20 protein-coding genes are annotated in these 18,383 nt (G+C 62.3%); 8 read left to right on the forward strand and 12 right to left on the reverse strand.

The window, feature by feature from the left end:
* Window positions 1-215: 215 nt before the first annotated feature.
* The 4 genes from AC0L3O_RS25490 to dapD all read right to left on the reverse strand — a co-directional run bounded on the left by AC0L3O_RS25490 (window position 216) and on the right by dapD (window position 3,468).
* Window positions 216-1,223 (reverse strand): GGDEF domain-containing protein, encoded by a 1,008-nt coding sequence (locus AC0L3O_RS25490; RefSeq protein WP_473534824.1) that lies wholly within the window; start codon window positions 1,221-1,223, stop codon window positions 216-218.
* Between the two features lie 247 nt (window positions 1,224-1,470).
* A complete protein-coding gene (locus AC0L3O_RS25495; protein ID WP_473534825.1) occupies window positions 1,471-2,193 on the reverse strand; it encodes a hypothetical protein in 723 nt (240 codons plus the stop codon).
* A 21-nt stretch (window positions 2,194-2,214) separates the two neighbouring features.
* Window positions 2,215-2,586, reverse strand: coding sequence for a DUF805 domain-containing protein (locus AC0L3O_RS25500; RefSeq protein WP_027152133.1), 372 nt, complete (start codon window positions 2,584-2,586; stop codon window positions 2,215-2,217).
* Between the two features lie 27 nt (window positions 2,587-2,613).
* Window positions 2,614-3,468, reverse strand: a complete 855-nt coding sequence (gene dapD / locus AC0L3O_RS25505; protein ID WP_287345581.1) for a 2,3,4,5-tetrahydropyridine-2,6-dicarboxylate N-succinyltransferase — start codon at window positions 3,466-3,468, stop codon at window positions 2,614-2,616.
* 143 nt (window positions 3,469-3,611) lie between these two features.
* Between dapD and AC0L3O_RS25510 the strand changes: the two genes are divergently transcribed.
* Window positions 3,612-4,451: an LOG family protein gene (locus AC0L3O_RS25510; RefSeq protein WP_287345580.1), complete on the forward strand. Its 840-nt coding sequence runs from the start codon at window positions 3,612-3,614 to the stop codon at window positions 4,449-4,451.
* Between the two features lie 37 nt (window positions 4,452-4,488).
* Here AC0L3O_RS25510 and AC0L3O_RS25515 read toward each other — a convergent pair whose 3' ends face one another.
* Window positions 4,489-5,196 (reverse strand): pyrimidine 5'-nucleotidase, encoded by a 708-nt coding sequence (locus tag AC0L3O_RS25515; protein ID WP_023801574.1) that lies wholly within the window; start codon window positions 5,194-5,196, stop codon window positions 4,489-4,491.
* 162 nt (window positions 5,197-5,358) lie between these two features.
* Here AC0L3O_RS25515 and AC0L3O_RS25520 point away from each other — a divergent pair, with 162 nt between their 5' ends.
* The gene (locus AC0L3O_RS25520) at window positions 5,359-6,120 is read left to right on the forward strand and encodes a GGDEF domain-containing protein (RefSeq protein WP_023801575.1); all 762 of its coding nucleotides are present in this window, start codon (window positions 5,359-5,361) and stop codon (window positions 6,118-6,120) included.
* Window positions 6,121-6,223: 103 nt separating this feature from the next.
* Here AC0L3O_RS25520 and phhA read toward each other — a convergent pair whose 3' ends face one another.
* On the reverse strand, window positions 6,224-7,060 hold the full coding sequence (gene phhA / locus AC0L3O_RS25525; protein WP_473534826.1) for a phenylalanine 4-monooxygenase: 837 nt from the start codon (window positions 7,058-7,060) through the stop codon (window positions 6,224-6,226).
* A gap of 135 nt (window positions 7,061-7,195) precedes the next feature.
* Here phhA and AC0L3O_RS25530 point away from each other — a divergent pair, with 135 nt between their 5' ends.
* Window positions 7,196-7,672, forward strand: coding sequence for an Lrp/AsnC family transcriptional regulator (locus AC0L3O_RS25530; protein WP_287065917.1), 477 nt, complete (start codon window positions 7,196-7,198; stop codon window positions 7,670-7,672).
* A gap of 57 nt (window positions 7,673-7,729) precedes the next feature.
* Here AC0L3O_RS25530 and argB read toward each other — a convergent pair whose 3' ends face one another.
* Window positions 7,730-8,623, reverse strand: coding sequence for an acetylglutamate kinase (gene argB, locus AC0L3O_RS25535; RefSeq protein ID WP_128184988.1), 894 nt, complete (start codon window positions 8,621-8,623; stop codon window positions 7,730-7,732).
* A gap of 75 nt (window positions 8,624-8,698) precedes the next feature.
* Window positions 8,699-10,222 carry an amidase gene (locus AC0L3O_RS25540; RefSeq protein ID WP_473534827.1) on the reverse strand — a complete coding sequence of 508 codons (1,524 nt, stop codon included), beginning with the start codon at window positions 10,220-10,222 and terminating at the stop codon, window positions 8,699-8,701.
* Between the two features lie 214 nt (window positions 10,223-10,436).
* Here AC0L3O_RS25540 and AC0L3O_RS25545 point away from each other — a divergent pair, with 214 nt between their 5' ends.
* From AC0L3O_RS25545 to msrB, 4 genes are all read left to right on the forward strand, one after another.
* Window positions 10,437-10,976 carry a sigma-70 family RNA polymerase sigma factor gene (locus AC0L3O_RS25545; RefSeq protein ID WP_128170241.1) on the forward strand — a complete coding sequence of 180 codons (540 nt, stop codon included), beginning with the start codon at window positions 10,437-10,439 and terminating at the stop codon, window positions 10,974-10,976.
* On the forward strand, window positions 10,973-11,671 hold the full coding sequence (locus tag AC0L3O_RS25550) for an anti-sigma factor (protein WP_473534828.1): 699 nt from the start codon (window positions 10,973-10,975) through the stop codon (window positions 11,669-11,671). The genes AC0L3O_RS25545 and AC0L3O_RS25550 overlap by 4 nt, the downstream gene beginning before the upstream one ends.
* Window positions 11,672-11,906: 235 nt before the next feature.
* Window positions 11,907-12,464, forward strand: a complete 558-nt coding sequence (locus tag AC0L3O_RS25555) for a fasciclin domain-containing protein (RefSeq protein WP_128170233.1) — start codon at window positions 11,907-11,909, stop codon at window positions 12,462-12,464.
* Between the two features lie 217 nt (window positions 12,465-12,681).
* Window positions 12,682-13,182 (forward strand): peptide-methionine (R)-S-oxide reductase MsrB, encoded by a 501-nt coding sequence (gene msrB / locus AC0L3O_RS25560; RefSeq protein WP_128170234.1) that lies wholly within the window; start codon window positions 12,682-12,684, stop codon window positions 13,180-13,182.
* A gap of 40 nt (window positions 13,183-13,222) precedes the next feature.
* Here msrB and AC0L3O_RS25565 read toward each other — a convergent pair whose 3' ends face one another.
* Window positions 13,223-14,755, reverse strand: a complete 1,533-nt coding sequence (locus tag AC0L3O_RS25565) for a DHA2 family efflux MFS transporter permease subunit (protein ID WP_287238507.1) — start codon at window positions 14,753-14,755, stop codon at window positions 13,223-13,225.
* Between the two features lie 82 nt (window positions 14,756-14,837).
* Window positions 14,838-16,019, reverse strand: coding sequence for an HlyD family secretion protein (locus tag AC0L3O_RS25570; RefSeq protein WP_473616945.1), 1,182 nt, complete (start codon window positions 16,017-16,019; stop codon window positions 14,838-14,840).
* 141 nt (window positions 16,020-16,160) lie between these two features.
* Between AC0L3O_RS25570 and AC0L3O_RS25575 the strand changes: the two genes are divergently transcribed.
* The gene (locus AC0L3O_RS25575; protein ID WP_287173293.1) at window positions 16,161-16,880 is read left to right on the forward strand and encodes a TetR/AcrR family transcriptional regulator; all 720 of its coding nucleotides are present in this window, start codon (window positions 16,161-16,163) and stop codon (window positions 16,878-16,880) included.
* A gap of 99 nt (window positions 16,881-16,979) precedes the next feature.
* On the opposite strand, the gene yihA is transcribed toward AC0L3O_RS25575, so the two are convergent.
* Window positions 16,980-17,639: a ribosome biogenesis GTP-binding protein YihA/YsxC gene (yihA, locus tag AC0L3O_RS25580; protein WP_473534830.1), complete on the reverse strand. Its 660-nt coding sequence runs from the start codon at window positions 17,637-17,639 to the stop codon at window positions 16,980-16,982.
* The gene (locus AC0L3O_RS25585; protein ID WP_023801588.1) at window positions 17,636-18,274 is read right to left on the reverse strand and encodes a CatB-related O-acetyltransferase; all 639 of its coding nucleotides are present in this window, start codon (window positions 18,272-18,274) and stop codon (window positions 17,636-17,638) included. Before AC0L3O_RS25585 ends, yihA begins: the two co-directional genes overlap by 4 nt.
* Between the last annotated feature and the right edge of the window lie 109 nt (window positions 18,275-18,383).

The raw sequence follows: 18,383 nt of genomic DNA on the forward strand, positions 1-18,383 counted from the left end.
GTTTTCATGGCGTATTGTCGCAGGCCTGATGCATGTCGCCCAAAAGGCATGGCCCTGGGCTTGACCGGTGCGGGCGCAGCGGTTTTGGGCAAATGCGCATAAAACAAACAAAGGCTTAAAGTGCGTCGCAGGAGTCGCTTCAGACGCGACGCACTTAGGCGGGATACGAGATATTGCATGGACTGAGCGACAAAAGGCCCAAATAATCGCTGTGGTCAGTTCGCGGCCCGCACATGCGCCCGGTAACGGCCCTTTCCGGTGCGTTTGGCTTCATAGAGCGCGTGATCGGAGCAGGTGAGAAGAAGTTCCGGCTCGCCGCCGTCGGCAGGCGCGAAGGCACTTCCAATGCTCAACCCGAAGGGTATTGCGGTGCCCACGCCAAGGTCGAAGGGTACCGAAATCTTCTCAATGGCGCGCTTTGCCAGCATGGTGGCTTCGATCTCGGATGTGTCGGGCAGCAGGATCACGAATTCGTCACCGCCGATGCGAAAGACCATATCCCCCGGTCGGAAAGCGCGCTTCAATCGTTCGGCCACCTTGCGCAGCAGCATGTCGCCGACCGCGTGGCCGAAGCGGTCATTGACGTGTTTGAAGCCGTCGAGGTCCATGCTGAGAACGGCAAACGGCATGCCGCCGTTTGCTGCCGGCGCCGCAAGCTCGCTGCACATGCCGCGCAGTTTCTCCTGAAGGAAGATGCGGTTGGGCAGGCCGGTCAGCGCGTCCTTGATCGCCAGATCGCGATTGTCCAGTTCGGCGCGGATCATGCGGGCGTTGATCGCATGATTTTGAAGCAGCACGATGATGACGCCGGCCACATAGAAAGGCACTTGAAATCCGACGATCGACATTCCGGGCGCCGGAGATAACAGCGCGCCAACCAGGAAAGGCAGGCTTACGGCCAGCATGACGAATATGGCGTAGCGCGGGGTCGCTGCGTTGCGCGACGACACCACGCCGACGACGCCTGCGACGTTCAAGGCAGCCAGCACGGCAAGCGCCATATCCCCGCTGACGACGCAGCCATAGCAGCCGAGGCCGAAAATCACCGACCATGACCCACCGGCGGCCATGAGGCCTGTCAGCGGCCCCGTTCCCCCGCGCTTGCGGGTCCGCTCACATTCCCGCATCAGCAGGAAGCGGACGGCAAACAGAATGAGGTCGGCCGCCATCCAGGCGTAAGGCCACCGGTCGCCGGTGAAGACAGTGGCGCCGACTGCCAGCACCAGGACACTGATGGTGCCGAACAGGACAGCGAATTTGCGCTCGAAAGTGGTGTCGAGAAGCCGCGCGCGGACAGCTTCCGGTTCCGCTCTGATCGGTGAAGAAAACCAGGCGAACAGCCGCGCGCCGGCGCTTCGCCTTCCGCGCGTTTTCGGGTTGGCCAGGGGCTCGTCGTGTGCCAGTCGAGTGCTCCGTGCCGGTCGACACAGTCTTCACAGGGCATGCTGGACCAAGGTGATTAAGATTAGCTTAGGTACCTGGACGAGCCGACCGCAATGGACCGTCGATCAGGGTGATCTTTTGCCAGATCTTTCGCGACAGATTGGAGCCCAAGGACTCGATGTCGTTGACGCCATCGACGACCACATCGTCGTTGACCGATTGCGCGAACAGCGCGGCGATCTTGCCGGTGATCGACAGCATTTCGGAGCAATAGTCGAGGTAGCGCGCGAGATCGGCACGGTCGGTTATGCGTGCCGGTGAATGCGATGTCGGCTTGAAATCGGTTGAAAGCGCTGCCGGATCCTTGGTCAGCTGATGCATGTCGATGACATGGATCAGCGATCGCAAGCCATGAAGCTTGCGAAACACCTGCTTGCGCTTGATGCGCTCCTCGGTCCGGATCAAGGCCAGGAAGCCGAGCATCGCGAGGATGATCATGTTGATCAAGGATTCGATGCCTTGCACCGACTGGATGGCGTCGTGGGTTCCCGAGATGCGGCCGAGCGGAAGGATGGTGCCGACGAACAGGAACATCAGCGCGCCGGCGGCAATGGTGACGATGACGACGCCGCGCAGCCACCAGATCGGCGCTTCCAGCGCCTTCGCCGCCTTGGCCAGATCACGCGACAGCGACACAAGTTCTATGGCGACGCCACGCAAGCCGGTATCGGGAAACCGCTCGGCGACGCGTTTTTCCAGTCGCTCGGCAGTTTCGATGATCAGTTTCGCATCAAGCGTGCGGTAGCGCATGGCTAGGGACCCGCCCGGCGCTCAGGATTCGGCCGGCGCATTGGTGCGTTTGCCGTAGCGGTTGGGTCCGGGATCACTTTTGAAAAAGGCCAGAATGACAAGGAGAATGGCGCCGACGATGAGAGAGATCAATGCGTAGTAGGTAGGCTTGCCGAAATCATGGAACCGCTTCGCCGTTAGCGCAAAGGTCGACCATGTCGAGACGACCACAGCGATCCACCAGGCGAGCGCCCAGTACTGACTTGCAGCAGTGCCCAACGGCGTTCGCGAGAACTGGTAGAGCAGGAAAAGCTGAGTGAGGAGCGGCAAAAGACCCGCCAAAACATAGGCGCTGGGGTTCACTCGCCCGGAAAGGCTGAAGAAAAGCCATAGAAATCGAGGTCTGTCGAGCAAGCGGGTAGGTCCGTTTTTTTGAAAAGATCAATCGCGAAGCAGTTCATTGATCGAGGTTTTGGAACGGGTCCTGGCATCGACCCGCTTGACGATGACGGCGCAGTAGAGGCTGGGACCCCAGTTTTCGCCTGGCACGTTCTTGCCCGGCATCGTGCCCGCCACCACCACTGAATTGGCTGGCACTTCGCCGTAGAAAACCTCGCCGGTGGCACGGTCGACGATCTTGGTCGACTGGCCGATGAAGACGCCCATGCCGAGTACCGAGCCTTCGCGCACGACGCACCCTTCAACCACTTCGGAGCGTGCGCCGATGAAGCAGTTGTCCTCGATGATGGTCGGGCCGGCCTGCATCGGCTCCAGCACGCCGCCGATGCCGACGCCGCCCGACAGATGCACATTCTTGCCGATCTGGGCACAGGAGCCGACCGAGGCCCATGTGTCGACCATGGTGCCGCTGTCGACATAGGCGCCGACATTGACGAAGGACGGCATCAGCACGGCACCTGGCGCGACGTAGGCGGAGCGCCGCACGATCGATGACGGCACGGCACGGAAACCTGCCTTCTCAAAGTCGATGGCGCTCCAGCCGTCGAATTTCGACGGCACCTTGTCCCACCACACGGCCTGGCCCGGACCACCCTTGATGATCTCCATCGGGTTGAGTCGGAACGACAGCAGCACAGCTTTCTTCAGCCACTGGTTGACATGCCATGTGCCGTCGGCCTGGCGCTCAGCAACGCGGACAACACCCCGGTCGAGCAGGTCGAGCGCCGCCTGGATGGCGTCGCGCGCTGCGCCGCGGGTTGCCGTCGAAATCGTCTCGCGTTCCTCGAAGGCGGTTTCGATGGTCTTTTCGAGGCTCGCCAGATCGGGCTTTGACATGAATTCGCTCCATTACCAAGCTGTTAAGGGGCCGCACCTTAACCTGTTTTGAAAGTCGCCGGACCCTATGTGAAGGCTTGGTGAGGGTCAATCGCGGCTGCGTCGCGGGACGGCGCAACTGAATAATTGGACGGGTAGGTAATATGACTCCTATGGAAAAGGCGGGGTGGACGCCGCTGCCGCATTCGGACGAGGATCTGGAGCGGTCGAAAAGCGTGCCGGACACGCCGCAGACGCGTGCCGAGACCTACCGGTTGGCATGGAACGATCCCGACTTCATGACACGGCGCGAATTGCGCGCGGTCAGGCTGCAGCTCGAACTGTTGAAGCCGGAGATGATCCTGGCCGAGCGCGGCATCGGCTCGACCGTCATCCTGTTCGGCGGGGCGCGCATACCCGAGCCGGGCGGTGAAGCCTGGGCGGCCAAGAACGAGACGCAGAAGGAAAACCTCGAGAAAAACAGCAAATATTACGAGGAAGCGCGAAAATTCGCCCGGCTCTGCTCGCAGCAGTCGGCCACCTCCTATTATCGCGAATTCGTCGTGGTGACAGGCGGCGGACCCGGCGTGATGGAAGCCGGCAACCGCGGCGCCGACGATGTCGGCGCCCCGTCGATCGGCCTCAACATCGTGTTGCCGCACGAGCAGGCGCCGAATGCCTATGTGACGCCGGAGCTCTGTTTCAACTTCCACTATTTCGCGATCCGCAAGATGCATTTCGTCATGCGCGCCAAGGCTGTCGCGGTGTTTCCCGGCGGCTTCGGCACGATGGACGAATTCTTCGAGACGCTGACCCTGATCCAGACCGGCCGCATGGAGCGCGTGCCGGTGATCCTGTTCGGCAAGGCTTTCTGGAAACGGGCGATCGATCTCGATTTCCTCGCCGAGCAAGGCACGATCACCCCTGGCGACCAGGACATCATCGATTTCGTCGACACCGCCGACGAAGCCTGGGGGATCATCAGCCGCTTCTATCAGCTCTAGGCCGCGGGCTTCGATCCGGCTTTACGAAGCTTACGGCTCAAGCGGTGATGTCGACGATCGCGGTGAGGAATTCGGCAAGATCGTCGGTGACGAAATCCACATCGTCCTCGTGGCCCGGGTCACGTTCCCAGATTTCGGAGAAGGTCGGCTCGAAGTTGCGCGGCACAACCAGCACCGTGGTCATGCCCAGCGATTTCGGCACGGACAGGTTGCGGGCCAGATCCTCGAACATCACCGCATTGTGGCCGGTGACCGCGTGGAGTTCCGCGAACTTCTCGTAGGTCTGGCGGGCCGGCTTAGGGTTCAGCCCGGCAGCGACGATATCGAAGATGTCGTCGAAATGATCGAGGATGCCGAGTTGGCGCGCGGTGCGTTCGGCATGCCTGCGGTCGCCATTGGTGAAGATGAACTTGCGGCCGGGAAGCTGGCGGATGGCGGTGCCGAGAACGGGATCGGGAACCAGCCAGGAATAGTCGATGTCATGGACCTTCTCGAGAAAGTCGTCGGGATCGATGCCGTGGCGCGCCATCAGACCGTTCAGCGTCGTGCCATATTCCCGGTAGAGTTCCTTCTGCAGCTTGCGGGCATCGTCGCGTGGCAGCGTCAGCAGTTCTCCGACATAGGCGGTCATCTTTACGTCGATCTGCGAGAACAGGTTCGAATGGTGCGGATAGAGGGTGTTGTCGAGGTCGAACACCCAGTCGGTGACATGGGCAAAGCGGGCGGGGTCCGGGAGCGTGGTCATGCAACCCCTTATGGCACGAAACAATGCTTTTGGCAGAGGCTTTATCCACAACTTATGCGCGTCATGGGTGGCGAAAATGGCCCGATGATTCAAATTTTAGGCATCGCCGAAAGGGGCCATTCAGGGCTTGCTGGCACACAGACGGTCCAGGGGGAACCAGCGATGAGCCGCATATTTCTGAAGTCTGCCGCCGTCGCTTTCGCCTCCCTCGCAGTCTCGCTGTTGTTGACGCTGATCGTCGTTCCGGCAATGGGCTTTCCGATCAACCGTACGATCTGGCTGACGTCCACGGTCTGCCCGCTGGTGCTCGCCTGGATCGCCAGCGCCTACACGTTCTGGCAGGGCGAGAGGTTGAAAGGCGCTCATCGCGACCTCGCCCGCGCTCATGCCCAGCTCGCCGCTGCGCATCGGCGCCTGTCGGAGAAGGCAAGCCGCGACGACATGACCGGCATGCTCAACCGCGAGAGCTTCTTCGCCGCCCTCGAGGCCACCCGGCGTAAATCCGATCGCGGTGCGTTGCTGATCATCGACGCCGATCACTTCAAGCTCATCAACGACAGCTACGGCCATCTGACCGGCGACGATGCACTGCTCCTGATTGCAAGCGCGATCGAGCGCGGCGTGCGCAGCGGCGACGTGATCGGCCGCATCGGCGGCGAGGAATTCGGTGCGTTTCTGGTCGGCGCCACCGAACAGGAAGCCAAACGCGTCGCTGAACGCATTCGCCGTGAAGTCGAGCTGATCCGCTTCCGTCCCGTCGATGAGCGGGTCATACCCCTCACCGTCAGCATCGGCGGTGTCACCTGCGGCGAGGATGCCGGCGTATCGGATCTGATGCGTGTCGCCGACCGCCGCCTTTACCAGGCCAAGGATCGCGGCCGCAATCTGACCATCCTGGACAGGGACGTTTCCGAAGCGGCCTGAACGCCCTTGCCTCGGCTTCCGGCCTGCCGATGGTTCCTAATCCCAGCGCGCCACCAACAACGCCCGCGCCGATCGGCTGCGAGCGTCCGAGCCGGGCCAGCGTCTAAAGTTTCGCCGGGTCGAGCACCGGCTTGCCCTTGTGGCGTCCGATGATCGCTGCCATGTCGGCGACGTTGTGGAAGGCATCGCGCAAAACGTCGAAGGACGGCAGCACGAAATAGGCGCGCTGGAACTTGTCGATCTCATAGCTGGTGCGCATTACCGTTTTCAGATCGAAGGGAACATGATGCGCGTCCTTGCTTTCAACCGCGAATTGAAGTTCGGCAAAGGACGACATCAGCCCGGCGCCGAAAGCCTTCAACGGTTGGCCGGCCTCCTGGATCAGCCCGTACTCGACGGTGTACCAGTAGAGGCGGCTGATCATCTCGTCGCCGCCGAGCGCGATCAGATGCTCGGCCTTCTCGCCATACATCTGCATGAAATCGGCAAAGACCGGCTGGGTCAGCACCGGCACATGGCCGAAGAAGTCGTGGAACATATCCGGCTCGACGATGTAGTCGAGCTCTTGTTTCGTCCGCAGCCAGTTGGTCACCGGGAAGCGCCGGGCTGCCAGGTGGACGAAGAAGGCCGGTGCCGGAATGAGGCCCGGCACGGCGACGATTTCCCAACCGGTAAGCTTGCGCAGCTTCTCGCTGACCACACCGAAATCCGGAATCCTGTCGAGCAGGCCCAGCGTGGCGACGCCGTCGAGATAGGACTGGTGTGCCAGCTTTTTGGTCAGCTTCGTCTGGCGGTCGCACAGTGTACGCCACACCGCCTGCTCATCAGCAGTGTAGTTGTAGCTCTGCTCAACGGTGAAATCGGCACGGCAGACCGAATAGTCGCCGCGAAGGCCTTGCGCCGCGCATTCGCGGGCGTAATCGGCAACGTTCATCGTCATGGCTGTTCTCCCTGGAAATCACGACTAACATCTTGAAAGTTTAGCCGGATCCGGTGAGGCAAATCCGCTTTGATGATGGCTCGAACGAGCGATTTGAGGTAAAAGCCACCACAGCAAAGCTGCAGGAGAGTGAAAGTGCCTCAGTTTGACGATTTTGAGATCAAGATGCTCGATGTCTTGCAGCGCGATGGGCGCAAGCCTGTGTCCGAACTGGCCCAGGTGATCGGCCTTTCGACGACGCCATGCGCGCGCCGCTTCGAGGCTCTTCAGAGCGCCGGCATCATCAAGCGCTTTGCCGCTGTGCTCAGCCGCCGCGCCATCGGCCTGATGGTCGAAGTGTTCATTCAGGTGCGCCTGGTGACCCACAGCGACGGGTCGCCTGAAACCTTTATCGCCGCCGTGCAGCGTATGGACGAGGTGTCGTCGTGCTGGACGATGACTGGCGACTACGATTTCCTGCTGCATGTGATGGTGCCGTCGGTCGACGAGCTCAACGCCTTTGTCATGCACCGGCTGATGCGGCTCGACGGCGTGCGCGACGTCCACACGCAGCTTGTGCTGCAGAACATCAAGGGGCCGGGCCACGTGCCGCTTGGACACCTCAGGCGATAAGTTCGCCCTGACGCCTGTTCAACCCTGGGTTTCTCACCGACAAGTTGCAGCCTGGGCTTACCGCACGATCAGTGTGCCGGCGCCGTGTTCGGTAAACAGTTCGAGCAGCACCGAATGCGGCGTCTTGCCATTGAGGATGACGACGCCTTCGACGCCGCGCTCGATCGCATCGATGCAGGTCTCGACCTTGGGGATCATGCCGCCCGACACCGTGCCGTCCTTGATCAAGGCCTTTGCCTCGGCGACGGTCAGTTCGTCGATGAGCTTCTTGTTCCTGTCGAGCACGCCGGGCACGTCGGTGAGGAACAGAAGGCGTGTCGCCTGGCAGGCGCCGGCGATAGCGCCGGCGAAGGTGTCGGCATTGATGTTGTAGGTGTGGCCGTCACGGCCCGGCGCCACCGGCGCCAGCACCGGGATCATTTCGGACCGCGCCAGAAGGTCGAGCAGGGTGCGGTCGACCTCGACCGGCTCACCGACGAAGCCGAGATCGAGCACACGCTCGATGTTGGAGTCCGGGTCGATCATGGTCTTGCGCGCCTTTTCGGCGAAAACCATGTTGCCGTCCTTGCCGCACAGGCCGATGGCCCATTCGCCCTCGGCATTGATCAGCGCGACGATCTCCTTGTTGATCGAGCCGGCCAACACCATCTCGACGATCTCGACCGTCTTCTGGTCGGTGACGCGCAATCCGCCCTCGAACTTCGATTCGATGCCCATCTTGCTCAGCATGGCGCCGATCTGCGGCCCGCCGCCATGCACGACGATCGGGTTGACGCCGGATTGTTTGAGCAGCGCGATGTCGCGGGCAAAGGCCTTGCCGAGCGCGATGTCGCCCATGGCGTGGCCGCCATACTTCACCACGACCGTCTTGTTCTCGTAGCGCTGCATATAGGGCAGCGCCCTCGAAAGCAGCGCGGCCTGCATTTCGGCGGTGGCGGCGAGGTCCGTCATTCGGCTTGGTTCCCAGCTTGGCATGAACGGCGGCGTCTTAGCGGGAATTGGAGCAGGGGGCAAACGGCTTTGCTGTCACGTCAGGTGAAATCGGCCTGCTTTCGTACCGGGCACCTGCAGTGGCGCCCGCCGCGCCAGCCATCCCGAAATCTTTTCCATTTGCGCGGCGAGGGACAACAAGGTCTCCTCGTCGCCGGGGCGGCCGGCGGCCTGGATGCCGAGCGGCAGGCCGGCATCGGTGACATGAACAGGCAGCGCGATCGACGGCTGGCCGCTGACGTTCTGGATTGCCGGCCAGTGGGTGAACCACAGGCTCTTGTCCATCAACTGGCCGAACAGCGGCTTGAATTTCAGCAAGCGGGCAAGCCGCAGCCTGTCGATCATTTCTTCCAGGAACGCATCTGCGCCTTTTGGATCCATCGCGCCGCAGGCTAGTGGCGGATGCGCGATGACAGGCATCAGCACGGCATCGTACCGCGCCGTCTCGATGATCAGCCGGCGCGAGGTGGCATGCAGCCGCTGCAGGCTGGCATAGATCTCGCCGGCCGAAAGGACTTCGCCGAAGGCGCTCATCACCCGCGTGGCGCGTTCGATATCACCCGAAATGGAGCGGCCGACGCGCAAGACCTCGCCGCGCATCGTGCCGGCCACCGCCGCGGCGACGGTTCTGGCGAAATCAGCGATGAAATCGCGATCGATATAGGGCAGGTCGATCTCCTCTATCGTATGGCCGCCTTCGCGCGCCAAAGCTATCGCAGTGTCCAGCGCCGCCAGCGTCTCGGCCGATATCGGCAGGCCGAGCGGCGATTTCCGGTAGACCGCCAGTTTCAGCTTGCCGGGGTCACGCACTGCTGCGGCGGCGAAAGTTCCTTTCGGCGTCGGCGCCGCATACGGCGACAGCGGATCGGGCCCATGCGTCAGGTCGAGCAGCAAGGCCGAATCACCGACCGAGCGGGAAACGGCGTGGTCGATGACCAGGCCGTACCAGCTTTCGCTGACCAGCGGCGTCAGCGGCACGCGGCCGCGCGAGGTTTTCAGCCCGACCAGCCCGGTGCAGGCGGCGGGAACGCGAATCGAGCCGCCGCCGTCCGAAGCATGTGCCACCGGCACGACGCCGGCCGCGACCAGCGCCGCCGCACCTCCAGACGAACCGCCGCTGGTATGGGCTGTATTCCACGGATTGCGGGTGATGCCGAAAGCGGCGGATTCGGTCATCAGCCTCAGCCCATGTTCGGGCGAGGTGCTGGTGGCGATCGGGACGAGGCCGGCGGCCAGATGGCGTTCGGTCATCACCGAGTCGAAATCGGCAACGAAAGCCGGAATGCGGCTGCCGCCGTGCGTCGGCACGCCTTTCATGGCGATGCCGAGATCCTTCAGCGCGAAGGGCACGCCGGCCAGCGGCAGCTTGCGGTCGATGGTTTTCGCCCGCGTCCGCGCCGCCTCGTAAAGCGGCTCGGCGATGGCATTGATGTCCGGGCGAGTGGCCTCGGCCCGCGCAATCGCCGCGTCGACGAGCTCCTGCGGCGAGATTTCTCCTTTGCGCACCAAGCCGGCCAGGGCGGTAGCGTCATGTTCCCACAGGGCCCGTTCGACCGACATTCTTGCTCCCCCAACTATCGGCAAGCTAGAGCATCGGATGCAAAAGTGGAAACCCGGTTTTGGGAAATCCGATGCTCAAAAGGTCGGCTCTTTCTCGTCAATGGAAGCCGACGGCGCTCCCGGTGCACAGGAACGCTTCCGCCGTTGCAATACATTGCAGTGGAATAATTTGGGGCAATTGCCTAATTTGGGCAATTGCTTAATTTGGCAGCCGATGACGCCGCAGGACATCAGCAACCTGATCGTCCGGACTTCGATGAAGGACCGGGCTGCGTTCGATCTGCTCTACCGGCAGACCAGCGCGAAACTTTTCGGCGTCTGCCTTCGTGTATTGAAGGACCGGGGAGAGGCGGAAGAGGCGCTGCAGGAGGTCTTCGTCAAGATATGGACGAAGGCGGACCGTTTCGCCGTTTCGGAGCTAAGCCCGATTTCCTGGCTGGTGGCCATTGCGCGCAATCACGCGATCGATCGGATAAGGGCGCGGCGAGAGCCTGCTGCCTATATCGACGCTGCGCTCGACGTCGCCGATCCGGCGCCGGGACCTGAGGCTGCGGCTGTTGCGGGCGGTGAATCCGGGCGCATCTATCGTTGTCTCGACGAATTGGAAAAGGACCGGGCGGCGGCCGTCCGGGGCGCTTATCTGGACGGCGAAAGCTATGCCGAACTGGCGGCGCGCCATGACGTGCCGCTGAACACGATGAGAACCTGGCTGCGGCGCAGCCTGTTGAAGCTCAGAGAGTGTCTTGAAAGATGACGCTGGCAGAGGATGACGGACCGGAATCTGGGGGCGACGACCTGTTTGCCGCCGAATACGTTCTTGGCGTCCTGGCCGCGGAAGAGCGCGAGATTGCGTCACGCCGCATCGACGCGGACGCCGCTTTCGCGCACCTTGTCGATGTCTGGGAGGCGCGTCTTTCGCCGATGGCCGACGCCTATCCGGAGACAGAGCCGCCGATCAGGGTCAAGGAGGCATTGGATCGCCGGCTGTTCGTCGCAGAGCCTCGCGCCGGCCTCTGGTCAAGCCTTGCCTTCTGGCGCGGTCTTGCAGCCGCTTCCGTCGCGGCGTTGGCGATCTATATCGCCGAGCCTTACCTCAACCCGCCGGCCGAGCCGCCGCGGCTCATCGCCTCGCTGGCTGCCGATGGCAGCGACGTCAGATACCTCGCCGTCTATGATGCCGCCCGTCGCGAGGTCGGCCTGTCGCATGTCTCCGGCGAGCGCGCCGCCGGCAAGGATTTCGAGCTTTGGATGATCGAGGGCAAGAATGCGCCGGTCTCTATGGGCGTCATCCCGGCCGGCCAGACCGCGCGTATGACCATCTCCCCGGCCGTGCAGGAAAAACTTGCGCAAGGCGCCGTGCTTGCGGTCAGCCTTGAACCGACCGGCGGTTCGCCGACCGGCCAGCCGACCGGCCCTGTGGTCGCTGCGGGCGATCTGAAGAGCATCTGATCGCCCCTGTCTGCTAATCACCCCGATCTGCCGGTTTTTCGAGAAGATTTTAAATCTATCACCTGTGGTGACTTTGGCGGGGAAGCATGCAGGCTGTAAGAGTCCTGCCCTGAAAATCATGCTCGCCGTTATAAAAAATAAAATTTTCTCCTGAATGGGCGAAACTCGGGCATTTATCCCCCGTATCTCCTTGCGCCCCAAAGAGGGGAAAAAATAAACTGAGGAGATAGAAATAATGCGTAAGTTCGCCACACTTTTGCTTGCCGGAACGGTCGCCGTCTCCGCGCTTGCCACCGCCGCCTATGCCGAAAATCCGATGGTCGGCGGCGCCGCCATGTATGCCACCAGGAACATCGTCGAGAACGCCGTCAATTCGAAGGATCACACGACGCTGGTCGCGGCCGTCAAGACCGGCGGTCTCGTCGACACGCTGCAGAGTGCCGGTCCCTTCACCGTGTTCGCGCCGACCAACGAGGCCTTTGCCGCCCTTCCGGCCGGCACCGTCGATACATTGCTCAAGCCCGAAAACAAGGACAAGCTGGTCAAGATCCTGACCTGCCACGTCATCGGTGCCAAGGCGATGTCAGCCGACGTCGCCAAGATGGCCATGGACGATGGTGGCGCGCACAAGGTCAAGACGGTTGGGGGCTGCGAGCTGACGCTCAAGGCCGAAAACGGCAAGGTCACCGCGACCGACGAGAACGGCAATGTCGCCAATGTGACTGTCGCCGATGTCGAGCAGTCGAACGGCGTCATCCACGTCATCGACAAGGTTCTCCTGCCGAAGATGTAACGAAGCGCCCGTCGCCAGCGAACATATGGCTGAGGCTCCATGCCGAGTGCGCGGGTTTCCGCTTGCGTGACCCGCGCAATCGACAGGCGTACACTCCGCACCGTCCGCTGTAAGTGTGGGGCAGGTGCGGAGTGCCCGGTGTCGGGAGCTGGCCGTCACCGGCTTTTGATTTCCATGTGACGGTCGAATTTGGCAAACGGAAAGAGGAGGAATGGTGATGATCCGGCGCGACTTTCTTTGGAGCGGTGCCGCTGTGGCATTGTTGGCAGGCACGGCAGCAGCGCTGCGCATCGGCAGGCCGCAGGACGCACACGCGGCCGAAACCTTCGAGGTCACCAAGACCGAGGCCGAGTGGCGCGCCATCCTGTCCGATGCGGCTTTCAATGTGCTGCGCAAGGAAGGCACCGAATATCCCGGCACCAGCCCGCTGCTCAACGAACACCGCAAGGGCATCTTCGCCTGCGCCGGCTGCGACCTGCCGCTCTATTCCTCCGATACGAAGTTCGATTCCGGCACCGGCTGGCCAAGCTTCTGGCAGGAGATTCCCAACGCCGTCGGCATGACCGCGGACAGGTCCCTCGGAATGACCCGAACCGAAGTCCACTGCCGCCGCTGCGGCGGTCATCTCGGCCATGTCTTCGACGACGGCCCGCCGCCGACCGGCTTGCGTCATTGCATCAACGGCGTCGCCTTGACTTTTAAGCCGGCCACGGCCTGACCCACAGCGCCGCGTCCTTTGGGCGCGCAAAGTTGCTCAATCAGTGTCCGCCGCCTCCGCCCGCCGGCTCGGCCGGCTTGCGGATGACCATGGTGAAGATCGCCAGCGTCGCGAACAGCGCCGTCAACAGATAGAACACGTCCATGAAGGACAGCAGCGAAGCCTGCTGCTGGACCATGCCGGACAGTTTCGAGATCGCCGCCTTGGAGGCGTCGAGGCCGGCATTCTGCTGGAAGTCGAGCGTCATGTTCTGCAGCCTGGTCTGCGCCTCGGCGCTGCCCCATTGCACATGCTCGGCCAGCCTTGCGTAGTGGAAGGCGCTGCGGTCGATCAGCACGGTGTTGATGACGGCAAGGCCGACGGCGCCACCGAGATTGCGGGTGAGGTTGAACAGACCGGATGCATTCTTAAGCCGGTCAGGCGGCAGCGTTCCAAGCGCGATGTTGTTGATCGGCACCATGCACAGCATCATCGAGGCGCCGCGCAGGATCTGCGGCAGCAAAAGCTCCCAGAAATCCCAGTCTGCGGTCAGATAGGTCATCCGCCAGGTGCCGGCAGCGAAGCCGAAGAAGCCGATCATCATCATCAGCCGCGGATCCATCTTGCGCGACAGGATGCCGGAAATCGGCGCTGTGACGAACATCGCCAGGCCGCTGACGAACAGCGCCTCGCCGATCATCAGGGAGTCGTAGCCGCGGATGCGCCCCAGATACACCGGATAGAGATAGGTCAGGCCGTAGAGGCCGATGCCGATGACGAAGGAGAACAGCGAGCCGAAAGCGAAGTTGACGTTGGCGAAGGCCTTCAGGTCGACGATCGGCTCCTCGGCAGTGAAGGCGCGCCAGAAGAACAGCACCGCGCCGGCCGTCATCAGGATGGCGCAGATGAACACGGCCTGGTCCTGAAGCCAGTCGTTGTTGGGACCTTCCTCGAGCACAAATTCCAGCGAGCCGAGGAAAGCCGCCATGCCGGCGAGGCCCCACCAGTCGAACTTGCGGAACAGGCTGAGATTGGGCTTGTCGAAGTCGATCAGCGACCATGCGGCTGCGGTCACCATGATGCCGGGCACCACATTGATCAGGAACAGCCAGTGCCAGGACATGGCATGGCTGATATAGCCGCCGACAGTCGGGCCGATGGTCGGCGCCAGCGTCGCCACCAGGCCGATCATCGGCGACACCATGGCACGGCGCGACGGCGGGAAGATGGTGAACGCGGCAGCGAACACGCTTGGGATCATGCCGCCGCCGATAAAACCCTGGACGGCGCGGTAGACGATCATCTGGTCGATGTTGGTGGCGGTCGCCGCCAGCGCGCTCGCGGCGGTGAAGCCGGCCGCGGAGACGGTGAACAGCACACGCGTCGACAGCATCCGGCTGAGAAAACCGGACAGCGGGATCATGATGACTTCGGCGATGAGATAGGCGGTCTGCACCCACGGAATTTCGTCGGAGCTGGCGCTCAAGCCGGCCTGAATCTCGGCCAGCGAGGCCGAAACGATCTGGATGTCGAGGATCGCCATGAACATGCCGAACACCATCGCCAGGAAGGCGATGATGCGGCGTGTGGGAATGGTATCAGGCGTAGCCGGCCTCGCCGGCGGCGATCCTGCTGTCGAGGTTGCGGTTGCCACGGCATTGCTCCCAAGCGGCCGCTCAGTTCGACGCCGAAGGTGCGGTGCGGCTGTCGACGGCGACGACGACGCTGAGGCCGGCGCGCAGCTTGCCTGTCTTCAGCACATCCGCCGGCACGTCGATGCGAACCGGGACGCGCTGCACGACCTTGGTGAAGTTGCCGGTGGCGTTTTCCGGCGGCAGCAGCGAGAACATCGCGCCGGATGCCGGCGCCAGCGACGAGACGGTGCCTTCGAAATCCTGGCCGTCGATCGCGTCGACCGAAATCCTGACCTTTTCACCAGGCACCAGCCGGGCAAGCTGGGTCTCCTTGAAATTGGCGACGATATAGAGCTTGTCCATCGGCACGATGACGGCGAGCTTCTGTCCGGGGCTGATCAGGTCGCCCTGCTCGACCGAGCGGTTGCCGACGACACCGTCATAGGGCGCGCGCAGCACGGTGAAGGACAGGTCGCGTGCGGCCTTGTCCCTGGCAAGCTGCAGCGACGCCAGCGTGCTTGCCGTCTCCGCGCGCTGCGCTTGGAGCACACCGATATTGGCCTCAGCCGCCGCGATCTGGGCGTCGGCACCGACAAGGGCGGCATTGGCCTGCTCGACCGCGGTCTGGGCATCGTCCAGTTGGGCCTGGGTGCCGACATGTGTCTTGAGCAATTGGGCGGCGCGCGCTTGGACACGCGCCGCATTGGCGGCGGCGGCCTGGTGGGCGGTCTTCTGCGCCTGCGCCTGCTCGAGCGAGGCGCGCGCCGCCTCGGTCTGGGCGTCGATACGATCGAGCGTCTTGCTCAAGGTGGCGATCTGCGCCTCGGCCTGGGCGACCGCTATTTTGTAGTCGCCATTGTCGACGACCAGCAGCGGGTCGCCGGCCTTGACCTGCTGGTTCTCGGTCACCTTGACCTGATCGACATAGCCGGAAATTTTCGGCGAAATGAACGCCATGTCGGCCTGGACATAGGCGTCGTCGGTGGAGATCATGAAACGCCCGTCGGTCCAGTAATCATAGCCATACCAGGCGCCTGCGCCCAGCAAGCCAAGCGCAATGATCGGCAACAGAAAGGAGCGTGCCGAGCGTTTCTTTTTGGCCGGCGCCTCGGCCGGAGGGCTTGTTGCGGGCTCAGTCGGTGGGTTCGGCGCTTCGATTGCCGGCGCAACCTTGGCGTTGGGGAAGGGACGGACTTCGGCGGTTGGGGTCGCGTTCGAGGACATGGCATCTCTCTTGGCATCGCTAGAAACCGGGCATCAGACTGAACCGTTCGGTTCGATGTTGACGTTGACTTAGCGCGGTGAGAGGCCCATATCAAGGATGATCGAACCGATCGGTTCGAATTTTTTTCGAGGTGTGACGTTATGACCGAGCCCGACAAGGACCAGTGCGATCCGCTGGATGGCCTGCGTCGCGGCCGCCCGGCGGCGGGACAGGACCCGGTCAAGCGCAGCCAGATCATCGAGGGCGCACGTCGTGTCTTCATCGACAAGGGCTTCGAAGCGGCGTCGATGAACGACATCACCCGTGAGGCCGGCGTTTCCAAGGGCACGATCTATGTCTACTTCGCCAACAAGGAAGAGCTGTTCGAGGCGCTGATCGAGGAAGAGCGCGGCACGATCTTCAAGAATATGTACGATCTGCTCGACCGCGCCGACGACCTTCGCGAGACGCTGGTGAAGTTCGGCAAGGTGCTGTCCCTCAAGATCACCTCGGCCAAGGTGGTCCAGGCGCAGCGCACCGTGATCGGCGCGTCCGACAGGATGCCCGAACTTGGTGCGCGTTTTTACGAACGCGGCCCGAAACGCGGCCACGACAAGGTCGTTGCTTTTCTCAATGCCGCCATCGAGCGCGGCCTGCTCGAGATCGACGATGTCGATCTTGCCGCCTATCAGTTCACCGAACTGTGCCTGGCGGGTCTTTTCCGTCAGTGCATATTCGCCTACCGCACCAAAGCCCCGAGCCAGGATGAAATCGACCACATCGTCAGGTCGGGCGTCGGCATGTTCCTGAAGGCTTACGGCACCGAAAGGCTTGTCACGGAAGAAAGCACCCAGACGATCGCCCTGGAGGCAAAGTCCTAGAGCATTTTGCAGCCAAGTGGAATCACTTGGCGTCGCAGAAATGCGGCTAAAAACAAACAGATAGAGCGGGATGCCAGTTCAATTTGAACGCATCCCGCTCTAGCCGCCATTGGCCGCCAGCACGATCGCCGCGCGCAATTCCTCGAGTCCCTCGTTCTTTTCCGACGATGTGGCGAGGACGAACGGAAACGCGGCCGGCCGCTTCTTGATCTTCTGCAGTGTCTCTTCGATCAATCGCGGCACGCCGGCCGTCTTGATCTTGTCGGTCTTGGTCAGCACGATCTGATAGGACACCGCCGCCTTGTCGAGCAGCGACAGCACTTCGTCATCCTTGGCCTTGATGCCATGGCGGGCGTCGATCAGCACGTAGACGCGCTTCAGGGTGACACGGCCTTTGAGATAGTCGAAGACGAGTTTCGTCCAGTCGTCGACCTTTTCCTTGGGCGCGGTGGCGTAGCCGTAGCCTGGCATGTCGACCAGCGCCATCGGCGGCAGGTCGGCGCCTTCGCCGGAAAACCCGCCCGGAACGAAATAGTTGAGTTCCTGCGTCCGCCCTGGCGTATTGGACGTGCGCGCCAGTCCCTTCTGATTGACCAGCGCGTTGATCAGCGACGATTTGCCGACATTCGAGCGGCCGGCAAAGGCGATCTCCGGCGGTCCTTCCGGCGGCAGGAACTTCATCGCCGGCACGCCGCGGATGAAGATCCACGGCCGCGTGAACAGCTCGATGCCGATCACGGACTTGTTAAACGCGTTCAAACCGCTGCCTCCAGAACAGAAATATCGGCGCCACGAATGGCATTGAGGTTGCGGCTGATCTTTTCCACCGGCCAATCCCACCACGCCGCCGCCAAAAGCCGCCGGATGGTCCTGTCGTCGAAACGCATCTTCACCACCTTGGCCGCATTGCCGGCGACGATCGCATAGGGCGCCACGTCATGCGTCACCACCGACTTTGCCGCAACGATGGCGCCATCGCCGATCGCCACGCCGGGCAGGATCGCCGCTTCCATGCCGATCCATACATCATTGCCGATCACTGTGTCGCCGCGCAATTCCTTCGACCAGGTCGCCGGATCGAAACCCTCTTCCCAGCCATGACCGAAGATGTTGAACGGATAGGTCGAAAAGCCGGACATGGCATGATTGGCGCCGTTCATGATGAAGCGCGCGCCCTCGGCGATGGCGCAGAACTTGCCGATGATCAGCCGGTCGCCGATGAATGGATAGTGATGCAGCACGCATCGCTCGGCGAATTTGTCCGGCCCGTCCGGATCGTCATAATAAGTGAAGTCGCCGATCTCGATGTTCGGCGCCGTGACCAGCCCCTTCAGGAAGCCGACGCGGCTATGCATCGGGATCGGGTGCTTGATGTTGGGGTTGGGTCCGATCATGGTCTGGCTCCATCGACGAAACAACAGGTCAAAATAGTGCGATCCGCCCGGCAGCACGGACCGCGTGCGCAGCGGATCATCCTTACCTGTTCATCGACGCAGCGCTCCT

This window comes from Mesorhizobium sp. WSM4810 (genome assembly GCF_055811235.1).